Here is an 18112-nt window from a genome sequence, read left to right on the forward strand (position 1 = left end):
GCGGGGCGCCCTGCTCACCGTGCCCGAGGTGGGCTCGCGCTCTTCACGCGTGCAATCTGGCCGCGGTGCGCTTCATGGCATACGCGATGCCGGCCTTGAGGTTGGCCCGCGTCTCTATCGATCCGAGATCCACCCCGAGCGCGACCAAGCTCTGCGCCACCGCAGGCCGCAGGCCGGTCAGGATCGCCCGGCTCCCCAGCAAGCCCACCGCCTGGGCCAGGCTCATCAACCTGCTCGCCACGCTCGTGTCCACGCTCTGGACGCCCGTGACGTCGACGATCACGACCTTCGCAGAGCTGGCGGCGACGCCCTGCATCGCGGCCTCGATCATCTGCGCTGCCCGCCTGTCATCGACGGTCCCGATGATGGGCATCACCATGATCTCGTCGGTGATGGGGATGAACGGCGTCGACAGCTCATGCAGGCGGTCCCGTTGGCTGCGGATGATCTCTTCCTGCATCTGAACGCGCTCCTCCTGCAGACGGACGCGCTCGGCGAGCTCTATTTGCAACCTGTCGTTCAGGGCACGGAGCTGCTCATTCGACATGCGTAGATCGTCGGTGCGCGCCGCGACCTCCTGCTCCAGATCTTCGTACAGCTTCGCGTTCTCTATGGAGATGGCGGCCTGCGTTGAGAGCAGGCTCAAGATCTCGAGGCGGTCCTTCGAGAACGCGCTGGTCGACAGGTTGTTCTCGAGGTAGAATACGCCAACCAGCCGACCTTGCCGTATGATCGGCGAGCACATCAGCGACCTCGGTCGGTTGTCGCGGATGTACGGATCGGACGAGAACCTGGGTTCCTTCGTCGCGTCGTCGATCACCACGCTCTTGAGCGTGCGCTGCACGTAGCTCACCACGGACAGCGGGACCTTGTTGAACGCGTTCATGGGAGCTCCTTTGAGCACGCTGACGTGCTTCGGCTCCACGGTCCCTTCGGCCTCGACGAAGAGCGCGTCGCCGCGCGCCAGCGCCAGCACGCCCGACTGCGCGCCGACGTTCTCGAGCACGATCGTCATCAAGCTATCCAGCAGTCTCTCGAGGACGATCTCGCTCGCCAGGGCTTGCGAGGCCTTGACGATGCTCAGGAGGTCCAGCTTCGCCCCCTCGTGGCTTGAAGTCACCGTGACCGAGTCTGGCTGCTCGGGCGTCCCCTCGAGGATGAGCTCAGGAAATGCCGAGACGAGGCTCTGGCATTTCCCGCCGGCCCCCCACAGCGCGTAGCCACGATAGGCCATCGTCATGTAATGCTGAGCGATCTCGTGCCGGCCCAGCTCGCGGTAGAACGACGACGCCAGCTCGCACGCCAGCGCCTCTTCCTGCATGTATCCAGCCTTCCGAGCTCCCTTGATGGCGCGGTCGTAGAGCTCCATCGCCTCGACCACGTCCTGCTTGACCCGCGCCAGCTCGGCGCCGACCAGCGCGTGTTTGTGCGCGCCGTTCTCCGGGGCAGAGCGCGCCCACAGCGCGAGCCTGCGCTGGCTTGCGTCGACCGTCGCGATCACGGCCTGTCGCTCGTCCTCCGCCAGCCCATCCAGCGCGGCCAGGGCCGAGAGCGAGCGGTAAAAATTGTGCTCGAGGACGATGATCATGCCGCCGACCGCGTCCTGGTACTCCTCGGCTGCCAGGAGGCAATTGTAGGCTCGCTTCGGATCGTCGAAGTAGTACAGGAGCATGCCCTTCGCCAGATACAGCGAGAACATGGAGTTCCTGCTCTGCCCCAGCAAGGGGATCATCGTGGTCTCGTCGAAGATGTCACCCACGAGCCCCAGCCTCTCCGCCGACGCATCTCTCAAGCTGTGTACGAGCTGTCGCCAGATCTTGCAGGCATAGAGGGAATACTGGTTGTTCAGCTTCTGGGACAGCTCTTCCGAGAGCTTCATTCGAAGCTCGGTCGTGGCGAGGTCCTCTCCCACGAAGAACGAGTGCACCGAGTGATGAACCGAGCTGTAGACGGAATATTCGATGTCGCCCGTCTCCAGGCCGACCTGGACGGCGTGGCGCATCGGCTCGAGCGTCTCGCGAAGGTGCCGCTTCCAGTGATGGATGAGGACGTGCACGGTCGCATGGATCTTACACTCCAGCTCGACCGCGCGGAACTGGTGTGTCAGCCGGATCGCCAGCTGTCCGAGGTCGAACGCTTCGTCGAATTTGTCGGCAAAATACTGGATGACGCCGTACGTCGCGTAGGCGAGCGCTGCGAGCGGCGAGTTGCCGTGTCGCATGCAGATGTCCACCATGGTGAACGCGTTCGTCGGGAACAGGGCCGGCCTGGCGAGGTACACGGCCGGGTTGACGGTGGTCAGGATGCGAATCGCCGCGTCCATCCGCTGGTCGGAGAGGGGAGGGAGCTGCGCCAGCCGGGCGACGCTGACGTTCGCCGGCGGTGCCTGACACGTCGGTATGTCAAGCATCGTGAGCACACCCAGCGCCACGTCGATGGCCTCCGGCATGCGATTCTGCGAGATGTAGAACTGGATGCGTGTCTCGTAGACCCGGAGCTTCTCCAGGACGTCCCTGGCGTGGTCGACGACGATCTGGGCGCACGACTCGGCTCGATCGAAGTTGATCGTCAGGTACTCGAGCTCGACGAGGTCCGTGTAGACCGCGAGCGACAGATCGTGGGCCGTCTCCCAGCAGTCCGCGGGCAGGAAGGCCGCGGCGGCGCGGAGGCACTGCACTGCAGGGCCGTACGCCGTCGAGCGCCTGGCCTTCTGGCCGGCCCTCAGGTTGAGGGCCGCGGCCTCGCGGCGCTCTTGCCTGTCCACGATCATCTCGGCGCCCATGTTGAGGTGCATCACGATGTCGTAGATCCGCTCCTCGATCGACTCGGCCGGGGCCTCCTTGAGAAGGAGCCGCCCGAGCTCCAGGTGGATCCTCTTCTGCTCGCCCTCGCTGAGCAGCTTGTAGGCTGCCTGCTGTACGCGGTCGTGGAGGAACTTGAACGTGACCGAGCTCCCGTCCGCGTCGTCGAGGAAGCGCGCGATCTTGTAGTCGCTGTCGACGGGCACGACGAGCCCCGCGTCGAGCGCATCCCAGAGGTCCTCGTCGGTGGCGCGCAGGTCCTTCTGATGGAGGAGCGCGAGGGACTTCAGGTCGAACTGATTGCCGATGCACGCGGCGTGCTCGAGGACCTGTTGCGTCGGCCTCGCCAGGCCTTGGATCCGGCGGATCATCAGGTCGACGACGTTGTCCGCCACACCCATGCTCTCGATGTCGGCGATGTTCCACCGCCAGGCGCCCGTCTCCGAGCTGAAGCGCAGGTGCCCCTCGCGGCAGAGGCTCTCCAGGTACTGGATGGCGAAGAACGGGTTTCCGTCAGTCTTGGCAAAGATGATGTCTGACAGCGGGCGGCAGTCTTCTCGAGGGGTGCCGAGCGAGTCAGAGACGAGCTCGTTCACGTGCTCGCGCGCGAGCGGCTTCAGCGCGATCGTGCTCACGACCGCCTCGCCCTTGTCGAGCGCGCTCAGCGTCACCCGGAGCGGGTGTGCGTCGTCCACGCCATTGTCCCTGTACGACCCGATCAGCAGCAGGTGACGGATGTCCGGGTCCCGCACGAGGACCTCGATGAGGTTCAACGAACCCGTATCCGCCCACTGGAGGTCGTCGAGGAACAGCACGAGCGCCCGCGTTTTCAGCGCGATCGCCCCGATGAAGTTGCGGAACGTCAGGTTGAACCGGTTCCGTGTCTCCATGGATCCGAGGGCGGGTACCGGCGGCTGCTTGCCGATGATCAGCTCGATCTCCGGGATAACCTCGGCGATCACCTGCCCGTTCGGGGTGACCGCCGCGGCGATCCTGGCCCGCCAGTCGGCGATCTCGTCCTTGCTCGTCGTGAGGAGCTGCCGGACGACCTCCCGCAGCGCCGTGATCACGGCCGCATACGGCACGTTGCGCGTGAACTGGTCGAACTTGCCGGCCGCGAAGTAGCCGCCCTCCTTCGCGATCGGCTTGTGGATCTCGCTCACCACCGCCGATTTGCCCACGCCGGAGTAGCCGGCCACGAGCACGAGCTCCGACCGGCCCTCCCCCGCCGCGCCGGACGCGCTGATCCTCCGGAAGGCCGCCATCAGCGTGTCGACCTCCTCCTGACGGCCGTAGAGCTTCTGCGACACCTGGAGCCTCGTGGACCTGTCCATCCGCCCCGGCACGAAGTCCACCGCGGGCACCCCATTCTCGAGCATGTCGAGGCAGGCCCTCAGATCCGCCTTCAGGCCGAAGATGCTCTGGTAACGCTCCTCCGCGGTCTTCGAGAGCAGCTTCATGATGACCCGGGAGAGCGCCTCCGGGATCTCCGGGCGGATCTGGTGCGGAGCGACCGGCGTCTTCGCGATGTGATGATGCACGAGCTCCAGCGGGTCGGTCGTCTCGAAGGGGAGGCGGCGCGTCGTGAGCTCATAAAGCGTGACGCCGAGCGAGTAGTAATCCGAGCGGAAGTCGATCGACCGGTTCATCCGGCCCGTCTGCTCGGGTGAGATGTATTGCAGCGTGCCCTCGCCGGGTGACCACGGGTCGTACACCGCCGCCCGCTCCCCCGGCAGGAGCGAGGCGATCGAGAAGTCCGTGAGCTTCGACGTGCTCACGTCGTGATCGACGATGATGTTGCTCGGCTTGACGTCCTTGTGGATGATGTTCCGCTCGTGAATGGCGCCGAGCGTGTCCGCGAGCTGGAGCGCTATCCTCACCGCGCGCGCGAGCTCGACGCCCTCGCCCTCGTCGATGATCGCCCGCAGCGAGCGGCCCACGAAGTACTCCATGATGAGCGCGGCGTAGTCGAGGCGGACCTCCAGGTCGTAGACCCTGACGACCCCGTCGAGGTCGAGGTGCCTCGTGATCTCGTACTGGCGCTTGAGGACGGCGACGTTGCGGGTGCCGTTGACACCCTTCCGGGCAACCTTGATGACGCACATCTTGCCCGTGCTCTTCTTGCGACCGAGGTAAACGCTGCTGCGAGAACCGTCGTGCAACGTGTCGAGCAACTCGTGATGCAACAGGTCGACCATGACAGCTATCCCCCTCGGCTCACCAGGCTATCTACCCCGACGCGACCATCGGCCGGCGTCGAGATGCCGGTCCCTGCACATGGCTGCTCGTCGGGCGCACGGCCGTCGGCTGCGTCGGCGGACGCACGCGCGGGCCGTCGAGGAGCGAGCGTGCTCGGCAAGGCACGAAAGTAAGCAATCGAAACGAGCGCCGCATGTCAAGGTCGAACCGCGGCGCCGCCCGGCGCGCGGATCGCGCGATCTCAGGTGCACCCGACGCTGGGAGCTCCCTTAAGGAATATCCCGATAGCGGCGACGCGATCGTGCCTCAATGCGTCATCGAGAGGACGCGAATCGGCGTCGTGAAATGAGCCGGCGTGCTGCACCGCCGATTCACGCCTGCCGCGCCGTGGCGACAGCGCGCGTCGATGGTCGCGCCCGCCGGGCCCGGGCGGCGCCGGCAGCGCGGTCTCCCCGCGGGCGGGCGCCGGCTACTTCCCGGCCGCCGCCTCGGAGCCCGGCCGCCGCGGCTCCCGCGCGCCCGCGAACCCGGCGCCCTCGCGGCCGATCGCCGGCGCGTCGGCGATGTGCCCGCGCTCGTCGAACGCGTGGCCCATCGCGCCGAGCGCCTGCTGGAGCTCGGCGGGGAAGCCGCCCTTCTCGATGAACAGCTTGTCGGGGTAGTCCTGCTGGTGGAAGCGCGGCGCGTTGACCGCCGTGGTCACGTCGAAGCCGAAGTCGACCGCGTTCGAGAGGATCTGGAACACCGCCGTGAGGATCGTCGGGCCGCCCGCGGCGCCGAGCACGAGCTCCACGCGCCCGTCCTTCCCGGTCACGATCGTCGGCGACATCGACGAGAGCATGCGCTTGCCGGGCGCGATGGAGTTGGCCTCGCCCTGCACCAGGCCGAACTGGTTCGCGGTGCCGGGCACGGCGGCGAAGTCGTCCATCTCGTTGTTCAGCACGAAGCCCGCGCCGGTGACCGTCACCCCGGCGCCGTACCAGCCGTTCAGCGTCGTCGTGAGCGCGACGGCGTTGCCCTGCGCGTCGACCACGGAGAAGTGCGTCGTGTGCGGCCCGCGGCCGCCCGAGTCCTTGACCGCCGCGCCGCGGGCGAGCTCCTCGGTCGGCGTCGCGCGGTCCGGCGAGATCGTGGCGCGCTGCTTCTCCGCCCACGCGACCGAGAGCAGCTCCTCCACCGGGTTCTTCACGAAATCGGGGTCCCCGAGGATCTCGTTGCGCGCGAGGAACACGCGCCGCATCGCCTCGGCGACAACGTGCACGTGCGACGCCGAGTGCCAGCCGAGCTTGGCGATGTCGAGCCCCTCGAGCTGGTGCGCGATCATCGCGAGGGCGAGCCCCCCCGACGACGGGAGCGGCATCGAGGCGACGCGGCGCCCGCGGTACTCGAAGACGATCGGCTCGCGCCACTTCGCCTTGTAGCTCTTGAGGTCCGCGGCCGTGATGAGGCCCTTGCCCCGCCGCATCTCCGCGACGAGCAGCTCCGCCGTCTTGCCCTCGTAGAAGCCCGCGGGCCCCTTCTCGGCGATGCGCTCGAGCGTCGCAGCGAGCTCGGTCGACCTCCACGTGGCGCCGATCTCGATCGGCGCGCCGCCCGGCAGGAACAGCGCGGCCGACGCCGGGAAGCGCGCGAGCTTGGCCGACGCCGCCTTGACGGTGGTCGCGAAGTTCTCGTCGACAGGGAAGCCCTCCTTCGCGAGGCGGATCGAGGGCGCGATGAGCTCGGCCCACGTCTTCTTCTTCGAGCCGAGCTTGTCGTAGGCCTCCCAGAGCCCTGCCACGCTGCCGGGCACGCCGACGGCGAGGTGGCCGACGCGCGAGCTCTCCGTGGGCTTGCCGTCCTTGCCCCGGTACATGTCGTGGGTCGCCCTGGCCGGCGCGGTCTCGCGGAAGTCGAGCGCGTGCTCCTTGTCGCCGAGCCGCGCGACCATGAACCCGCCGCCGCCGAGGTTGCCCGCGGTCGGGTGCACCACGGCGAGCGCGAACGCGGTCGCGACCGCCGCGTCGACCGCGTTGCCGCCCGAGGCGAGGACGTCCGCGCCCACCCTCGTGGCGAGGGCGGCGTCGCTCGACACCATCGAGGGGCCGCGCACCGGCGGCGCGCCCTCCGGGTACGGCCACCCGGCCGGGAACCGCGACGCCGGCGCGGCCGGCGCGGCCGGCGCGGGCGCGGACGCCGGGGCGGCGGCGCTCGGCGGCGGGGGCGGCGGCGGCGCGGGCGGCGCGGGCGGGACGGCAGCCTCGCACCCGGCGAGGAGGACGACGGCGAGCAGTCGATGCCAGGCGCGGAGCTTCATCGCCGCGGCTTATAACCCAGGCCCAGCGCCGCTCGAAAGCCGGAGGCGCAGCCGCGCGAGCGCGGCCGGCCCTCCGGGGCCGACTCGCCCGCGGGAAGGCGGGCCGACGGCCCGCGGCGGCCCCCGGTTTCTCCACCGCGACAGCGCGCGCACCCGTGAAGCGCGCGCAGGTTCCTCGGCGCGCCCGGCGCCTCGCGCGCGGGGCGCGCGGCGCGGATGCGCGCGGTTCCGCCAGGATTCGGGCCGGGTCCCGCGGCGCGCCCTGCTCCGTAATCCGTCACCGCTGTTCGTGTTTCTGCTGATCAGCCGTACCGCGCTCTGGCGAACAGGAGAGCGACGCTCCGTACAGGGCGCGTGGAGCATGGCGTCTTACCGAGGAGCCCGGGGGCGCCCCTCGGCGCCGCGAAATGATCCGTGTTGGTCGTTGGCTTGGGGGCTTCGCCGCGCTTGGGTATGATCGGCCCCGGATGTTTCCGACGGAGCCCGCTCCCGAGACGATTGGGGCCTACAAGATCCTCCGGCGCCTGGCCGGCTCTGGGCCCACCAGCGTCTATCTCGGGCGGCTGGACGGCCCGCTCGGGTTTCGCCGCGTCTGCGCGCTGAAGCTCGTCCCGAATACCGCCGAGGGCGACCCGCGCTTCGCCGACGAGCTCGCGCGGGAGGCGTCGATCTGCGCGACGCTGAACCACCCGGCGATCGTGCGGATGTTCGACTTCTTCGAGCACTCCGGCCGGCTCGCGCTCGTGCTCGAGCACGTCGAGGGCGTGAGCCTCAATCGGCTGCTCCAGCACCTCGCGACGCGGCAGCAGAAGCTCGCGGACGCGGCGGTCTATTACCTGGTCCACTGCGTGGCCGGCGCGCTCGCGCACGCGCACGGGGCGACCGACGAGCACGGGAGCCCGACGCCGATCATCCACCGCAACCTGCACCCGGACAACATCGTGATCGGGTGGGACGGGCAGGTGCGCCTGACGGGCTTCGGCATCGGCAAGATCCTCGGGCGCACGCCGGACACGATCGCGGGCGTGGTCAAGGGGGCGCCGGGCTATATGGCGCCCGAGCAGTCGCGCGCCGAGCGCGTCACCGTCAAGGCCGACATCTACGGCGTGGGGCTGCTGCTCTGGTCGCTGCTCTCGGGGCGGCAGCCGTCGGCGGACGGGACGCGCCCGCCCCCGATCGCGTCGATCCGCCCCGAGATCCCGCGCCCGATCGTGGCGCTGCTCGACACGGCGCTGGCGCAGTCGCCGGACGACCGGAAGATCACCTCCCAGGAGATCGAGCAGGCGCTCGCGAAGGTCGCGCGCCCCGAGAAGGGCAAGGCCGAGCTCGTGACGCGCGTGCAGTCCGCGCACGCGACGATCGAGATCGAGGACGCGGATCCCGAGGAGGACCGGCGGCCGACGATCCCGGTCAAGGGCAAGGGGGGGCAGACGGCGAGGCCCGCGGCCGACGCCGCGAAGCGGCTCGCGAAGGATCTGTTCGCCAAGGATCCGCCGGGCAGGGACGGCGGCGCGGCGAGGCTGCGGCCCGGCGTGGGCGGCGCGCAGGCGAAGACCGCGCCGCCCACGGCGGCGGCGGCCGAGGCGCTGGCGGGGTCCGCGCGGCAGGGCGGCAAGGCGTCGATCGGCGCGCCGGCGCCCGAGCCGATCACGATCCCGGTGCCGGCGGACCAGGGGCCGCCGCAGTCGAAGGGGGCCGAGGGGCGCAAGCCCGCGCTGCCGGATCGCGAGACGTTCGGCCGGCTGTACGAGGCGTCGAAGCGCGCGGCGGAGCGCGACGCGGCGGCGGCCGAGGAGGTGCTGGCGGGGGGCGGGCTGGCGACGTTGCCCGAGGTCGAGCCGACGTTCGAGGAGGACGACGCGACGACGCCGGGCATGAGCGCCCCGTCGACCCGCTTCGGCCCGTCGACGTCGGTGATCCCGGAGGCGATCCGCTTCGGCCCGCCGCCGGCGCTCCCGGCGGATCTCGCGCCGCCGTACTTCGGTCCGCCGCCGCTGAAGCCGCCGTCCAACTCGCCGGTGACGCCGTCCGGCGTGACCGTGCCGATGGCGACGACGGGCCTGACGCCGGCTGGGGTGATCGTGCCTGTCGGCGGCGGCGCGTCGGGGCTGACGCCGCCCGGGGGCGTGCCGTACCCGAGCACGGCGGTCCTGGGCGGCCCTGCGGCGGACTCGTCGCCGCCGGCGGGCTCGCCGCTGCGGCGCCATCGAGCGCCGACGCTGCCGTGGCAGGCGCCGCGCTCGCTGTCGCCGGCCGGGACGATCGCGGTGTCGGCGATCACGGCGACGGTGGTGGCGGCGCTCTGGATCTACGTCGCGCGGCGTGAGCGGCCTCCGCCGGTGGTCGTGACGCCGGTGGAGCAGGCCGTGGCGGCGCAAGCGCCGGTGGCCGAGCCGCTCGCGACGGCGGCGCCGGCGCCGAGCGCGTCGACGCCCACGAAGCGGGGGCCGGCGGGGAAGGCGCAGGCGGCGAAGGACGCCGCTGCGGCGAAGGAAGCGGCGGCGAAGGAGGCCGCTGCGGCGAAGGAGGCGGCGGCGAAGGAGGCCGCTGCGAAGGCGGCCGCTGCGAAGGAGGAGGCCGCTGCGAAGGCGGCCGCTGCGAAGGAGGAGGCCGCTGCGGCGAAGGAGGCGGCGGCGAAGGAGGCCGCTGCGAAGGAGGCGGCGGCGAAGGAGGCGGCGGCGAAGGAGGCCGCTGCGAAGGAAGCGGCAAGCGCGGCGCGCGAGGGGATCAACCCGGCCACGGTGCCCAAGGGGCAGGGGGTGCTCACGGTGGGGTTCCCCGAGGCGGGTGGTGTGTATGTGACCGGCAAGTATGCAGGGCCGGTGAACGAGCCGCTTGTCGTGCGCTGCGGCCGCTTCTTCGTGCGTGTCGGCCGGCCCGGGAAGACGAAGTTCCCCGAGTGGGCCAGCGCGGGTGTGACAGCGCAGGTGCCTTGCCAGGCGGCGACGACGATCGATATCAAGCCGACGGCCCCGCCGAAGGCGCGGTCGAAGAAGCGGTAGCTCCAACGGCCGAGCGGTAGCTTCAACGGCCGAGCGGTAGCTTCAACGGCCGAGCCGGTCGAGCCTGTCCTCTGCAGCCTCGAGGTGGCCCGCGCTGTCGGCCGCCTTCTGCTGTGCCTCCGCGGCCCTGCGCTCGACCTCGTCCGCGCGCTTCCTCGCCGCCCGGGCGGCCTCCTCGGCCTTCTCGGCGGCGCGGCTCATCCTGGCGGCTTCCTTGGTCAAGCGATCCGCCTCCTTGGCGGCGCGACCTGCCTCACGGCTCGCTCGATCCCGCTCCCGCTCCGCCGCGGCGAGCTGCGCCTTCTGCTCGCGCTGTTCCGCCGCGAGCCGCTCCTTTCGCGCGCGCCTCTCTGCCGCGAGCTGCGCCTTCTTCTCTCGCTCTCCGGCCTCGAGACGCGCCTTTTGCTCGCGCTCCTCGGCCGCGCGCCGGGCCTTTTGCTCGCGCTCCTTTGCGGAGCGCTGCTCCTCGCGCTCTTTGGCGGAGCGCTGGTCCTCGCGGTCGCGTCCCTTTGCGGAGCGCTGTTTCTCGCGCTCTTTTGCGGAGCGGTTCTCCTCGCGGTCGCGCTCCTCGGCCGCGCTCCGCTGCTTCTCCGGCGCCTTCCTGACCTCACGCCTCTTTGCCGGCGGCGGCGCCTCGGCCTTCCGTGTTTTGCGCCCGCGGTCTGCCTTTGCCTCGTCATCGGCCTCGGCGGGCCTCTCGGACGGCCGCCCGCGCAGCAGCCCGAGCATATCCGAGAGATCCCCCGGCTCGATCTCCCCCGATACCCGCCCTTGCGCGAGCAGCTCCAGATCCGATGCGCTCGCGGTGGGGGTCGCAAGCAGCGAGTCCCGCAGGCGATCCATCGGATTGCCCTTCTCGCTGTAACCGCCCTCCGCGAAGAGCGCCGGCGCCGCGCGCAGCAGCTCATTGACGATCGCGCGGTGGCTCTGGCTCGCCTCCCTCAGCTCCTGCGCGCCGCCCGGCGCGAGCGCCCCCCGCTGGGCCTCGCGCAGCCGCTCGCCCGCGTCGAGCAGGGCCTCCACGCGCTGCGGGTACCGGCGCGCGAGCTGGTTCATGGTCCAGGCCGCCGCCGTCGGCCGCCGCAGCGCCTTCACGCGCTCCGCAGCGGCCTTGTCGCCGGCCTGCCGCAGGCGCTTCGCCAGGTCGTCGCGGGCTCGCGTGAAGTCGCCGAGCGGCTTCTTGTAGAGGTCGTCGACCTCGTCCTCGTCGACGACGGCAGCGGGAGGAGGACCACCGCCGCGCGTTCCCTTGGTTCGAGAGCCCATTTCTCGCGCGAGCTCGGCCGAGCTCGCGCGAGCTTACTCCGCCGGCGTGGGGCGTCACAAGCCGCGCCTCGCCGATCGCGCGTCAGGCGGCCTCGGCCAGCGCCGCCGGCACCTCCGGCAGCTCCCAGCCGTGGGTCCGGATCTCCTCGTTGATCCAGCGGATGTGGCGCCGCTCGTCCTGCCAGTTCGCCTCCACCATGCGCCGGACGTCGTCCGGCAGATCGCTCCCCAGCGCCGAGGCATACGCGTCGTTCGTGAGCTCCTCGTTGCCGCGCATGGCGACGAGGGCACTCCGCTCCTCCCGGGCCGATAGCTCGGTGTAACGTCGAATGCACTGGCCCCGCTCATCGGGTTGATCCGGCAGCGAGGCGCCGAGCGCGTCCGAGAGCTCGCGCGCGTGCCGCTCGTGGTCTCCCCGGAACGCCTCGAGCTGTCTCTTGATCTCCGGCGTCGTGCAGGCGGCGATCGCCACGCGGTACGCCTCGGCGGCCGCCATGTCGAGCAGGATCAACCCCACGATCTGCTCCAGGGCTGTCATATCGCCGATCTCCCCCCCGCCTTCGGAGCGCGGCCTCTTCGCGGAGCCCGGGGCCGTCCCGGCGCCTGCTCCTGCGGCATCGCCGGCGCCCTCCGCTGGTGACACGGCCGCGGCGCCCAGCGAGCTGCCTTCCTGGAGCTTGCCGAGCAGCACGCTGTCGATCCCCGGAATGCTGAGCACGTCTTCCCAGCTCCGGAAGGTGCCGCGCTCGCTCCGGTGCTCGATGATGAGCCGGGCCCGCTCGCCATCGATGCCCTCGATGGCCTCGAGCTCCTCCGAGGTTGCGTTGTTCAGGTCGATGCGCGGGTCGCGCGGTGCCTTCGCCATGGTCGCGCCTCCTCCAGCGGCATGTAGCGCCGGAGGGTGCCAGTCGGAAGGTGGGGTGCCACCGCGCGACGTCGATGGCGCGCCCGGCGAGCCCGCGGCTGTGGGGCGGGAGGCTTCAGGACGTCGTCAGGAGCTGGCCGTGTCGAGGAGATCGCCGGCCTCGGTGACGACCGCGGCGCGGCGCAGCCATCGGTCGAGCTCGGTCATGTCGGTGCTGGCGAGGACGCGCTCGCGGACCTCCGGCGGGATCTCCAGGCCGCGCGCTTCGAGCACCTTGAGCACGGCGTTCGCTTCCCCTTCTCGCCGCCCCTCCTGTCGCCCCTTGGCCACGTAGCTGCGCGCGAAATCGCTCTGAAACTCGTATCCGCTCTTCATCTTCTCCTCCAGACTCCGCCTCGCTGCCTCGTTCAGAGAGGATAGCACCACGTCGAGGTACAGGTCCTGCCGCTCTTGATCGAGCCCGGCAGCCGCCGTCAGTGCAGCCGTCGCGATCGCCAGGCCGGCTGGGCTCTGGCCGTGCGCCATCGCCGAGAGCACCGCGAGCTCGGGCCGCGCTCGGGCATCGGCCGGCTCGGTCACGACCGGGACGGCGCTGGGGCCGAGCACGTACGGCCTGAGCACCCAGTCCGGCGGGCCCAGATCGATCGGCTCGGCGGACCAGGCGGCGATCGCCTCGTTGGTGGTCGCGACCAGCAAGCACGCCCGACACCGGTAGCGCGCGCGTACGGCCACGAGGTACGACGGCCAGGCGTACTCCTTGTCAGGATCGCGACCGAGCTGCGCCTCGACAACGACCCCGAGCACAGGCCGGCCGTCGAGCAGGAGCACCACCAGATCCGCGCGGTGTTCGACGGGGACGACCTCGGTCAGATCGGCCGGCTCGACGCGAGCCTCGGTGAACCGGGGCACCGGCGCGCCGAGGGCGTCGCGGAGCACCTCGGCCGCCAGCTCGGGTCGGTTGCGGAAGAGTTGGAGCATGGCTTCATGGATCATCGATGGCATGAGGGGTCCTCTCGGCCGGGCCAGCAGAGAATGCGTCTCACGAGGGCGTGCCTGCCCGGGGGGCGGCGCCGAGGAGAAGCGGCTGGCTCCTACTTAGATTTACGGACACGAGGATTGGCTGATTTGCGTTTGTGCGTTGCCGTGAGGACCTGAGGTGTTCACGCGCAGCAAGGCGAGTGCGGAGTCAGGCAGCATGTGCAGGAGGCGATAGGTCGAGCTCGGTCATGTAGATGGATTCGTGAGCTCTTCATCAACGTAATTCCGGCGGCGTCCTGCATCTCGTGTCGAAATCGTCCGAGCGGTGGAGACGTGACAGCGTGGAAGTCTGATGCCGGTGTCCGCCAATGCCCCGTCATGGAGCGCGTCGGCGCATGCGCGGCCTGCGCTGAGGCAACGACGTTCACCAGTGGACGCGGCCTCACCCTGATCGGCCCATGGACGCGGCTGGCGTACATTGACGAGGAGGTCCGCGGTGAGCTGCGCGGAAAGCCGAGGTGACCGTCGCGCCTCCGTCCCTGCCCGCAGCCCTCGTCGCGGAACCCCCCGGAGACACCCTCGGGGGGACCGCGCCAGCTCGCCAGGGCGCTCGCCGCGCCGGCTGCCGCGCGGCCCCCCTTCACCTCACGCCGACCACGCCCCCCGCAGCGCCGCCGTCCGCGCGTGCTCCGGCACCCGCTCCACGAAGCTCGCCCGCCACGCCGGATCGGCGATCTTCCCCGCCCGCTCCTCGATCCGCGCCTCCGCCTCCGCGAGCGCCGCCCGCGCCCCCTCCCGGTCGCCGGTCGCCCAGAGCGCCTCGGCGTGGACGACGCGCACCAGCGCCTCGCCCTCCTCTAACTGCCCGATCTCCTTCAGGATCTCCGCCGCCCGGCGCGCCTCGGCGAGCGCCTCGTCCCGCCGCCCGCCCGCGAGCAGCGCGTCGGCGAGCGTCGCGAGCGCGTACGGCAAGAGCGGCCTCGCGACCTCCAGCATCGCCACCGCGCGGCGCGCCTCGGCCTCCGCCCCCGTGACGTCGCCGGCCGACAGCAGGATGCCCGCCAGGTACGCGCGCGACGCCCCCTCCATCCGCGGCTCCTGCATCGCCGCGAACGACCGCACCGCCTCGGCCTCCACCGCGCGCGCCTCCGCCAGCTCGCCGAGGCGCCCGAGCGCCACCCCGAGGTTCTGCCGCGCCGAGGCCGCGATGTTGCGCAGCCCCATCCGCTCGGCGTCCGACAGCGACGCGCGCAGGAGCGCCGCCGCCTCGCCGTACGCGCCGAGCTCGTTGCACGCGAACCCTGCGTTCGCGCGCTGGCCGCACGCGCCCCGCAGATCCCCGGACCGGTCGAAGCACGCGATCGCCTCCTCCAGCCGCGCCCGGTGCCGGTTGAGGTCGCCCTCCACGAACAGCGCCGCCGTCGCCAGGCTCCACGCGATCGTGCCGGCGATCTGCGGATCCCCGGCGAACCGATCCGCCACCGGCGCGACGCGCGCCATCAGCGACCCCGCGTCGGCGTACCTGCCCGTCAGGAACAGCAGCGCCGCCGCCCACGCCACCGCGGCGACCTGCGCCGGCTCGGGCGCCTCGTCGGACCACCGCGCGATCAGCGCCGCCAGCAGCGAGGGCACCCGCTCCGTCCGGCTCCGCTTGAGCGCGGCCGTCGTCGCCACCTTCAGCGCCGCGTACCACCCCGGGCTGCCCTCGCGCAGCAGCGCCAGCGCCTCCGTCGCCCAGAGCTCCGCGTCGTCGAGCTCGCCGCGGAAGCGGTGCGCCTCCGCCCGCGCGAGGGACACCGCCCCGAGCAGCTCGCCGTCCGCGCCGCACCGGATCGCGCGGTCCGCCGAGCGGACCACCCCGCCGAGATCGTTGCCCGCGAGCGCCTGCTCCGCGGCCCTCGCGTAGCAGCTCGCCGCCCGGCCGAGCTCCCCGCCCCGCTCGAAGTGCTCGGCCAGCACCGCGGCGCCGTGCTCGCCCGCGGCCTCCAGCCAGCCGCCCGCGAGCCGGTGGCCGAGCGCGCGGTCCTCGTCGGTGAGCATGTCGTAGGCCGCCTCGCGCACGAGCGCGTGGCGGAAGCCGTACTCGACCTCGCCCTGCAGGCTCGACTCGGTGCGGCGCGCGATCCACTCGCGCGCCGCGAGGCCCGACAGCCACGCGTCGAGCGCCGGGGCGCGCGCCTCGCCGCCGAGCAGCGCCTGGACCGCGCCCCGCCAGAACACCTGGCCGAGCACCGACGCCGCGCGCAGCGCCCGCCGCTCCTCGGGCGCGAGCCCCTCGAGCCGCGACTGCACCATCGCGAGCACCGTGTCGGGCAGGTGATCGCCGCGCCCCTCGGCCACGGCGCGCACGAGCTCCTCCAGGAAGAACGCGTTCCCCGCGGCGCGCGCCACGACGCGCGCGACCGTGGCGTCGTCCGCCGCCGCGCCGAGCACCTCGCGTACGAGCCGCTCGCACGGCCGCTGCGGCAGCGCGCCGAGGCGCATCGTCGTGGCCTCGGCGTCGGCCCAGAGCCGCGGGAAGAGATCGTCGACCTCGGGCCGGGCGAAGCCCACCACGAGCAGCGGCCGGTCGGCGAGCAGCCGGAGCGCCGCGCCGACGTACTCGAGCGACGGCTGATCGCCCCAGTGCAGGTCCTCGAGCAGCAGCACGACCGGCTGCGCGCGGCACTCGGCGTCGAGGAAATCGACGAACGCGCGGCGGAGCTGGTCGCCCATCAGCACCGGATCGCGCCGCGCGGCGCGGAGCTGCACGCTCTCCTCGTCCGGGAACGGCGTCCCCACCATCGCCCCGAGGAACTCGGCCACCCGGCCGCGGTCCCCCTCGGCCACGCGCCGGGCCACGCGGTCCTTGAGCTTCTGCCGGCGCGCCTCGAGCGGCTCGCCATCCTGCATCCTCGCGCACCGCCGGACGACCTGCCCGAGCAGCCCGAACGGCGCCCCCGCGCGCATCGGCTCGCCGCGGCCGAGCCAGATCTCGACCGGGACGTCGCGACGATCCACGCGCTCCTCGAGCTCCTTGCGCAGCCGCGATTTCCCGACGCCCGCGCCCGCGGTCACGACGGCGGCGCGGGCGACGGGCTGCTCGACGCACTCGTCGAGGAGGTCCTCGAGCGCGCGCAGCTCGCGATCCCGCCCGACGAAGGGCGTCCGCTTGCCGAGCAGGGTGCGCGCCGCCTCGGGCGCCGCCCGCTCGCCCCGGAGCAGCCCCGCTCCTCCGGCGGCGCGATCGATCTCGAACCGGCTCTCGAGCAGCCCCGCGGTCAGCGCGTCGACGCGGATCGCCGGGGCCTCCTCGCCCGCCGCGCGGGCCCGCCGCGCGTCCTCGACGAGAAAGGCGGCGCGGTCGATCGCCTCGCCCGCGGACGAGCGCCCGCGCAGCCGGCCGCGCCCCGTCGCGAGCGCGATCGGCGCCCGCGGCAGGAGCGACCGCATGGCGAGCGCGCAGCGGGCGGCCTGGCCGGCGTGATCCGTCGCGGTCCCGCCCGTGCTGCCGGCGCTGGATGACCGCTGGCCGTCGTGCGCGCCCGCGCTCAGGAACGTCACCACGCACGTCCCGTCGGCGAGGCGATCGAACCCCCCGCCGTGATCCGCGACGAGGGTGCGCAGCGCGAGCTCCGCGCTGTCCGGCGCCGCGACCGCCGGCATCTCCGCGACCAGGGTCCACGTCGACGGGTCCGCCGCGGGCGGGCCGTGCTCCGCGCGCTCCGGGACCGCGGCGACGGCGCGCGGCGCCGCCGGATTGGCGCCGTCCTCCCCGTCCTCGCCGCCGGCGAGCAGCACCGACAGGAACCGCTGCTCGCCCGCGGTCAGCGCCGGCGCGGCGCGGCTCTCGGGCGCCCGGAGCGCGCCCTGCTCCGGCGTGAGCGGGCTCATCGCCGCGAGCTCGGCCAGGATCGCCGCGCCGCTCGCGGGCCGCCTCGCGGGCTCCCGGCTCAGCATGCGCTCGACGAGGGCGTCGATCTCGTCGGGCACCTCGGGCCGCTCGTCGCGCACCCGCGGCGGCGACGCGAGCAGCAGCTTGGCCAGCACCGCCATCGGGTTGTCGCCCGCGTAGGCCGGCTGGCCCGTGAGGCACTCGAACAGCACGCACCCGAGCGCGAACACGTCCGCGCGCGCGTCGACGCCCGCGCTCCCGCGCGCCTGCTCCGGGGCCATGTAGCCGAGCGTGCCCACGGCGGCGTTGGTGCGCGTGACGACCGCCGTGGCGCGCTGCGGCCGGGCGATGCCGAAGTCGATGAGCCTCGCCAGCTCGACGCGCCCGTCGCAGAGGAAGATGTTGCTCGGCTTGATGTCGCGGTGCACGACGCCGAGCGCGTGCACCGCGGCGAGCGCCCCCGCCATGCGCCCGACCAGCGCGAGGCTCTCGGCCACCGAGAGCTCGGCGCGGGCGAGGCGGGCGGCGAGGTCCTCGCCCTCGAGCCACTCCATCACGAGGTACGGCCGCGAGGCCCCGGTGGTGCCGTGCGCGATGTACCGGACCACCGCGGGGTCGGTGAGCTGGTCGAGGATCCTCGCCTCGCGGGCGAACCGCGAGAGGTCGGCCTCCTGCGCGCCGTGGAGGATCTTCACCGCCACCGGCGCGCCGGTCTCGAGGTCGACGGCGCGGTAGAGGGCGCCCATGCCGCCCGCGCCCGCCTGGCGCTCGAGCTCGAAGCGGCCCGCGATCCGCTGCCCCGGCGTCATCGCCTGCGCGTATCACGGCGCC

7 protein-coding genes are annotated in these 18112 nt (G+C 72.2%); 1 reads left to right on the forward strand and 6 read right to left on the reverse strand.

Annotated features, from left to right (window positions below; all coding sequences use genetic code 11):
- Nucleotides 1-43: 43 nt before the first annotated feature.
- Both WME96_RS45045 and ggt read right to left on the reverse strand, forming a co-directional pair.
- Complete coding sequence (locus WME96_RS45045; RefSeq protein ID WP_437287706.1) at nucleotides 44-4999, reverse strand: AAA family ATPase; 4956 nt, start codon at nucleotides 4997-4999, stop codon at nucleotides 44-46.
- Between the two features lie 470 nt (nucleotides 5000-5469).
- Complete coding sequence (gene ggt / locus WME96_RS45050) at nucleotides 5470-7296, reverse strand: gamma-glutamyltransferase (RefSeq protein WP_437287707.1); 1827 nt, start codon at nucleotides 7294-7296, stop codon at nucleotides 5470-5472.
- Between the two features lie 467 nt (nucleotides 7297-7763).
- Here ggt and WME96_RS45055 point away from each other — a divergent pair, with 467 nt between their 5' ends.
- Nucleotides 7764-10298: a protein kinase domain-containing protein gene (locus WME96_RS45055; protein WP_437287708.1), complete on the forward strand. Its 2535-nt coding sequence runs from the start codon at nucleotides 7764-7766 to the stop codon at nucleotides 10296-10298.
- Nucleotides 10299-10340: 42 nt separating this feature from the next.
- On the opposite strand, the gene WME96_RS45060 is transcribed toward WME96_RS45055, so the two are convergent.
- The 4 genes from WME96_RS45060 to WME96_RS45075 form a co-directional block, all read right to left on the reverse strand.
- Nucleotides 10341-11564 (reverse strand): hypothetical protein, encoded by a 1224-nt coding sequence (locus WME96_RS45060; RefSeq protein WP_437287709.1) that lies wholly within the window; start codon nucleotides 11562-11564, stop codon nucleotides 10341-10343.
- Between the two features lie 82 nt (nucleotides 11565-11646).
- A complete protein-coding gene (locus WME96_RS45065; RefSeq protein ID WP_437287710.1) occupies nucleotides 11647-12429 on the reverse strand; it encodes a helix-hairpin-helix domain-containing protein in 783 nt (260 codons plus the stop codon).
- 126 nt (nucleotides 12430-12555) lie between these two features.
- Nucleotides 12556-13407 (reverse strand): hypothetical protein, encoded by an 852-nt coding sequence (locus tag WME96_RS45070; protein WP_437287711.1) that lies wholly within the window; start codon nucleotides 13405-13407, stop codon nucleotides 12556-12558.
- 645 nt (nucleotides 13408-14052) lie between these two features.
- Entirely contained in the window at nucleotides 14053-18090 is a 4038-nt protein-coding gene (locus WME96_RS45075; RefSeq protein WP_437287712.1) for a serine/threonine-protein kinase, read from the reverse strand.
- Nucleotides 18091-18112: the final 22 nt, after the last annotated feature.

It is taken from the genome of Sorangium sp. So ce406 (genome assembly GCF_051474675.1).
Taxonomy (GTDB): Bacteria; Myxococcota_A; Polyangia; order Polyangiales; family Polyangiaceae; genus Sorangium; species Sorangium cellulosum_G.

Excerpts from the sequence above, each read along its gene's own strand:
- WME96_RS45045 (WP_437287706.1), bottom strand. The coding sequence starts at position 4,999 with ATGGTCGACCTGTTGCATCACGAGTTGCTCGACACGTTGCACGACGGT.
- WME96_RS45070 (WP_437287711.1), bottom strand. The coding sequence starts at position 13,407 with ATGCTCCAACTCTTCCGCAACCGACCCGAGCTGGCGGCCGAGGTGCTC.
- WME96_RS45060 (WP_437287709.1), bottom strand. The coding sequence starts at position 11,564 with ATGGGCTCTCGAACCAAGGGAACGCGCGGCGGTGGTCCTCCTCCCGCT.
- WME96_RS45055 (WP_437287708.1), top strand. The coding sequence starts at position 7,764 with ATGTTTCCGACGGAGCCCGCTCCCGAGACGATTGGGGCCTACAAGATC.
- WME96_RS45075 (WP_437287712.1), bottom strand. The coding sequence starts at position 18,090 with ATGACGCCGGGGCAGCGGATCGCGGGCCGCTTCGAGCTCGAGCGCCAG.
- WME96_RS45065 (WP_437287710.1), bottom strand. The coding sequence starts at position 12,429 with ATGGCGAAGGCACCGCGCGACCCGCGCATCGACCTGAACAACGCAACC.
- ggt (WP_437287707.1), bottom strand. The coding sequence starts at position 7,296 with ATGAAGCTCCGCGCCTGGCATCGACTGCTCGCCGTCGTCCTCCTCGCC.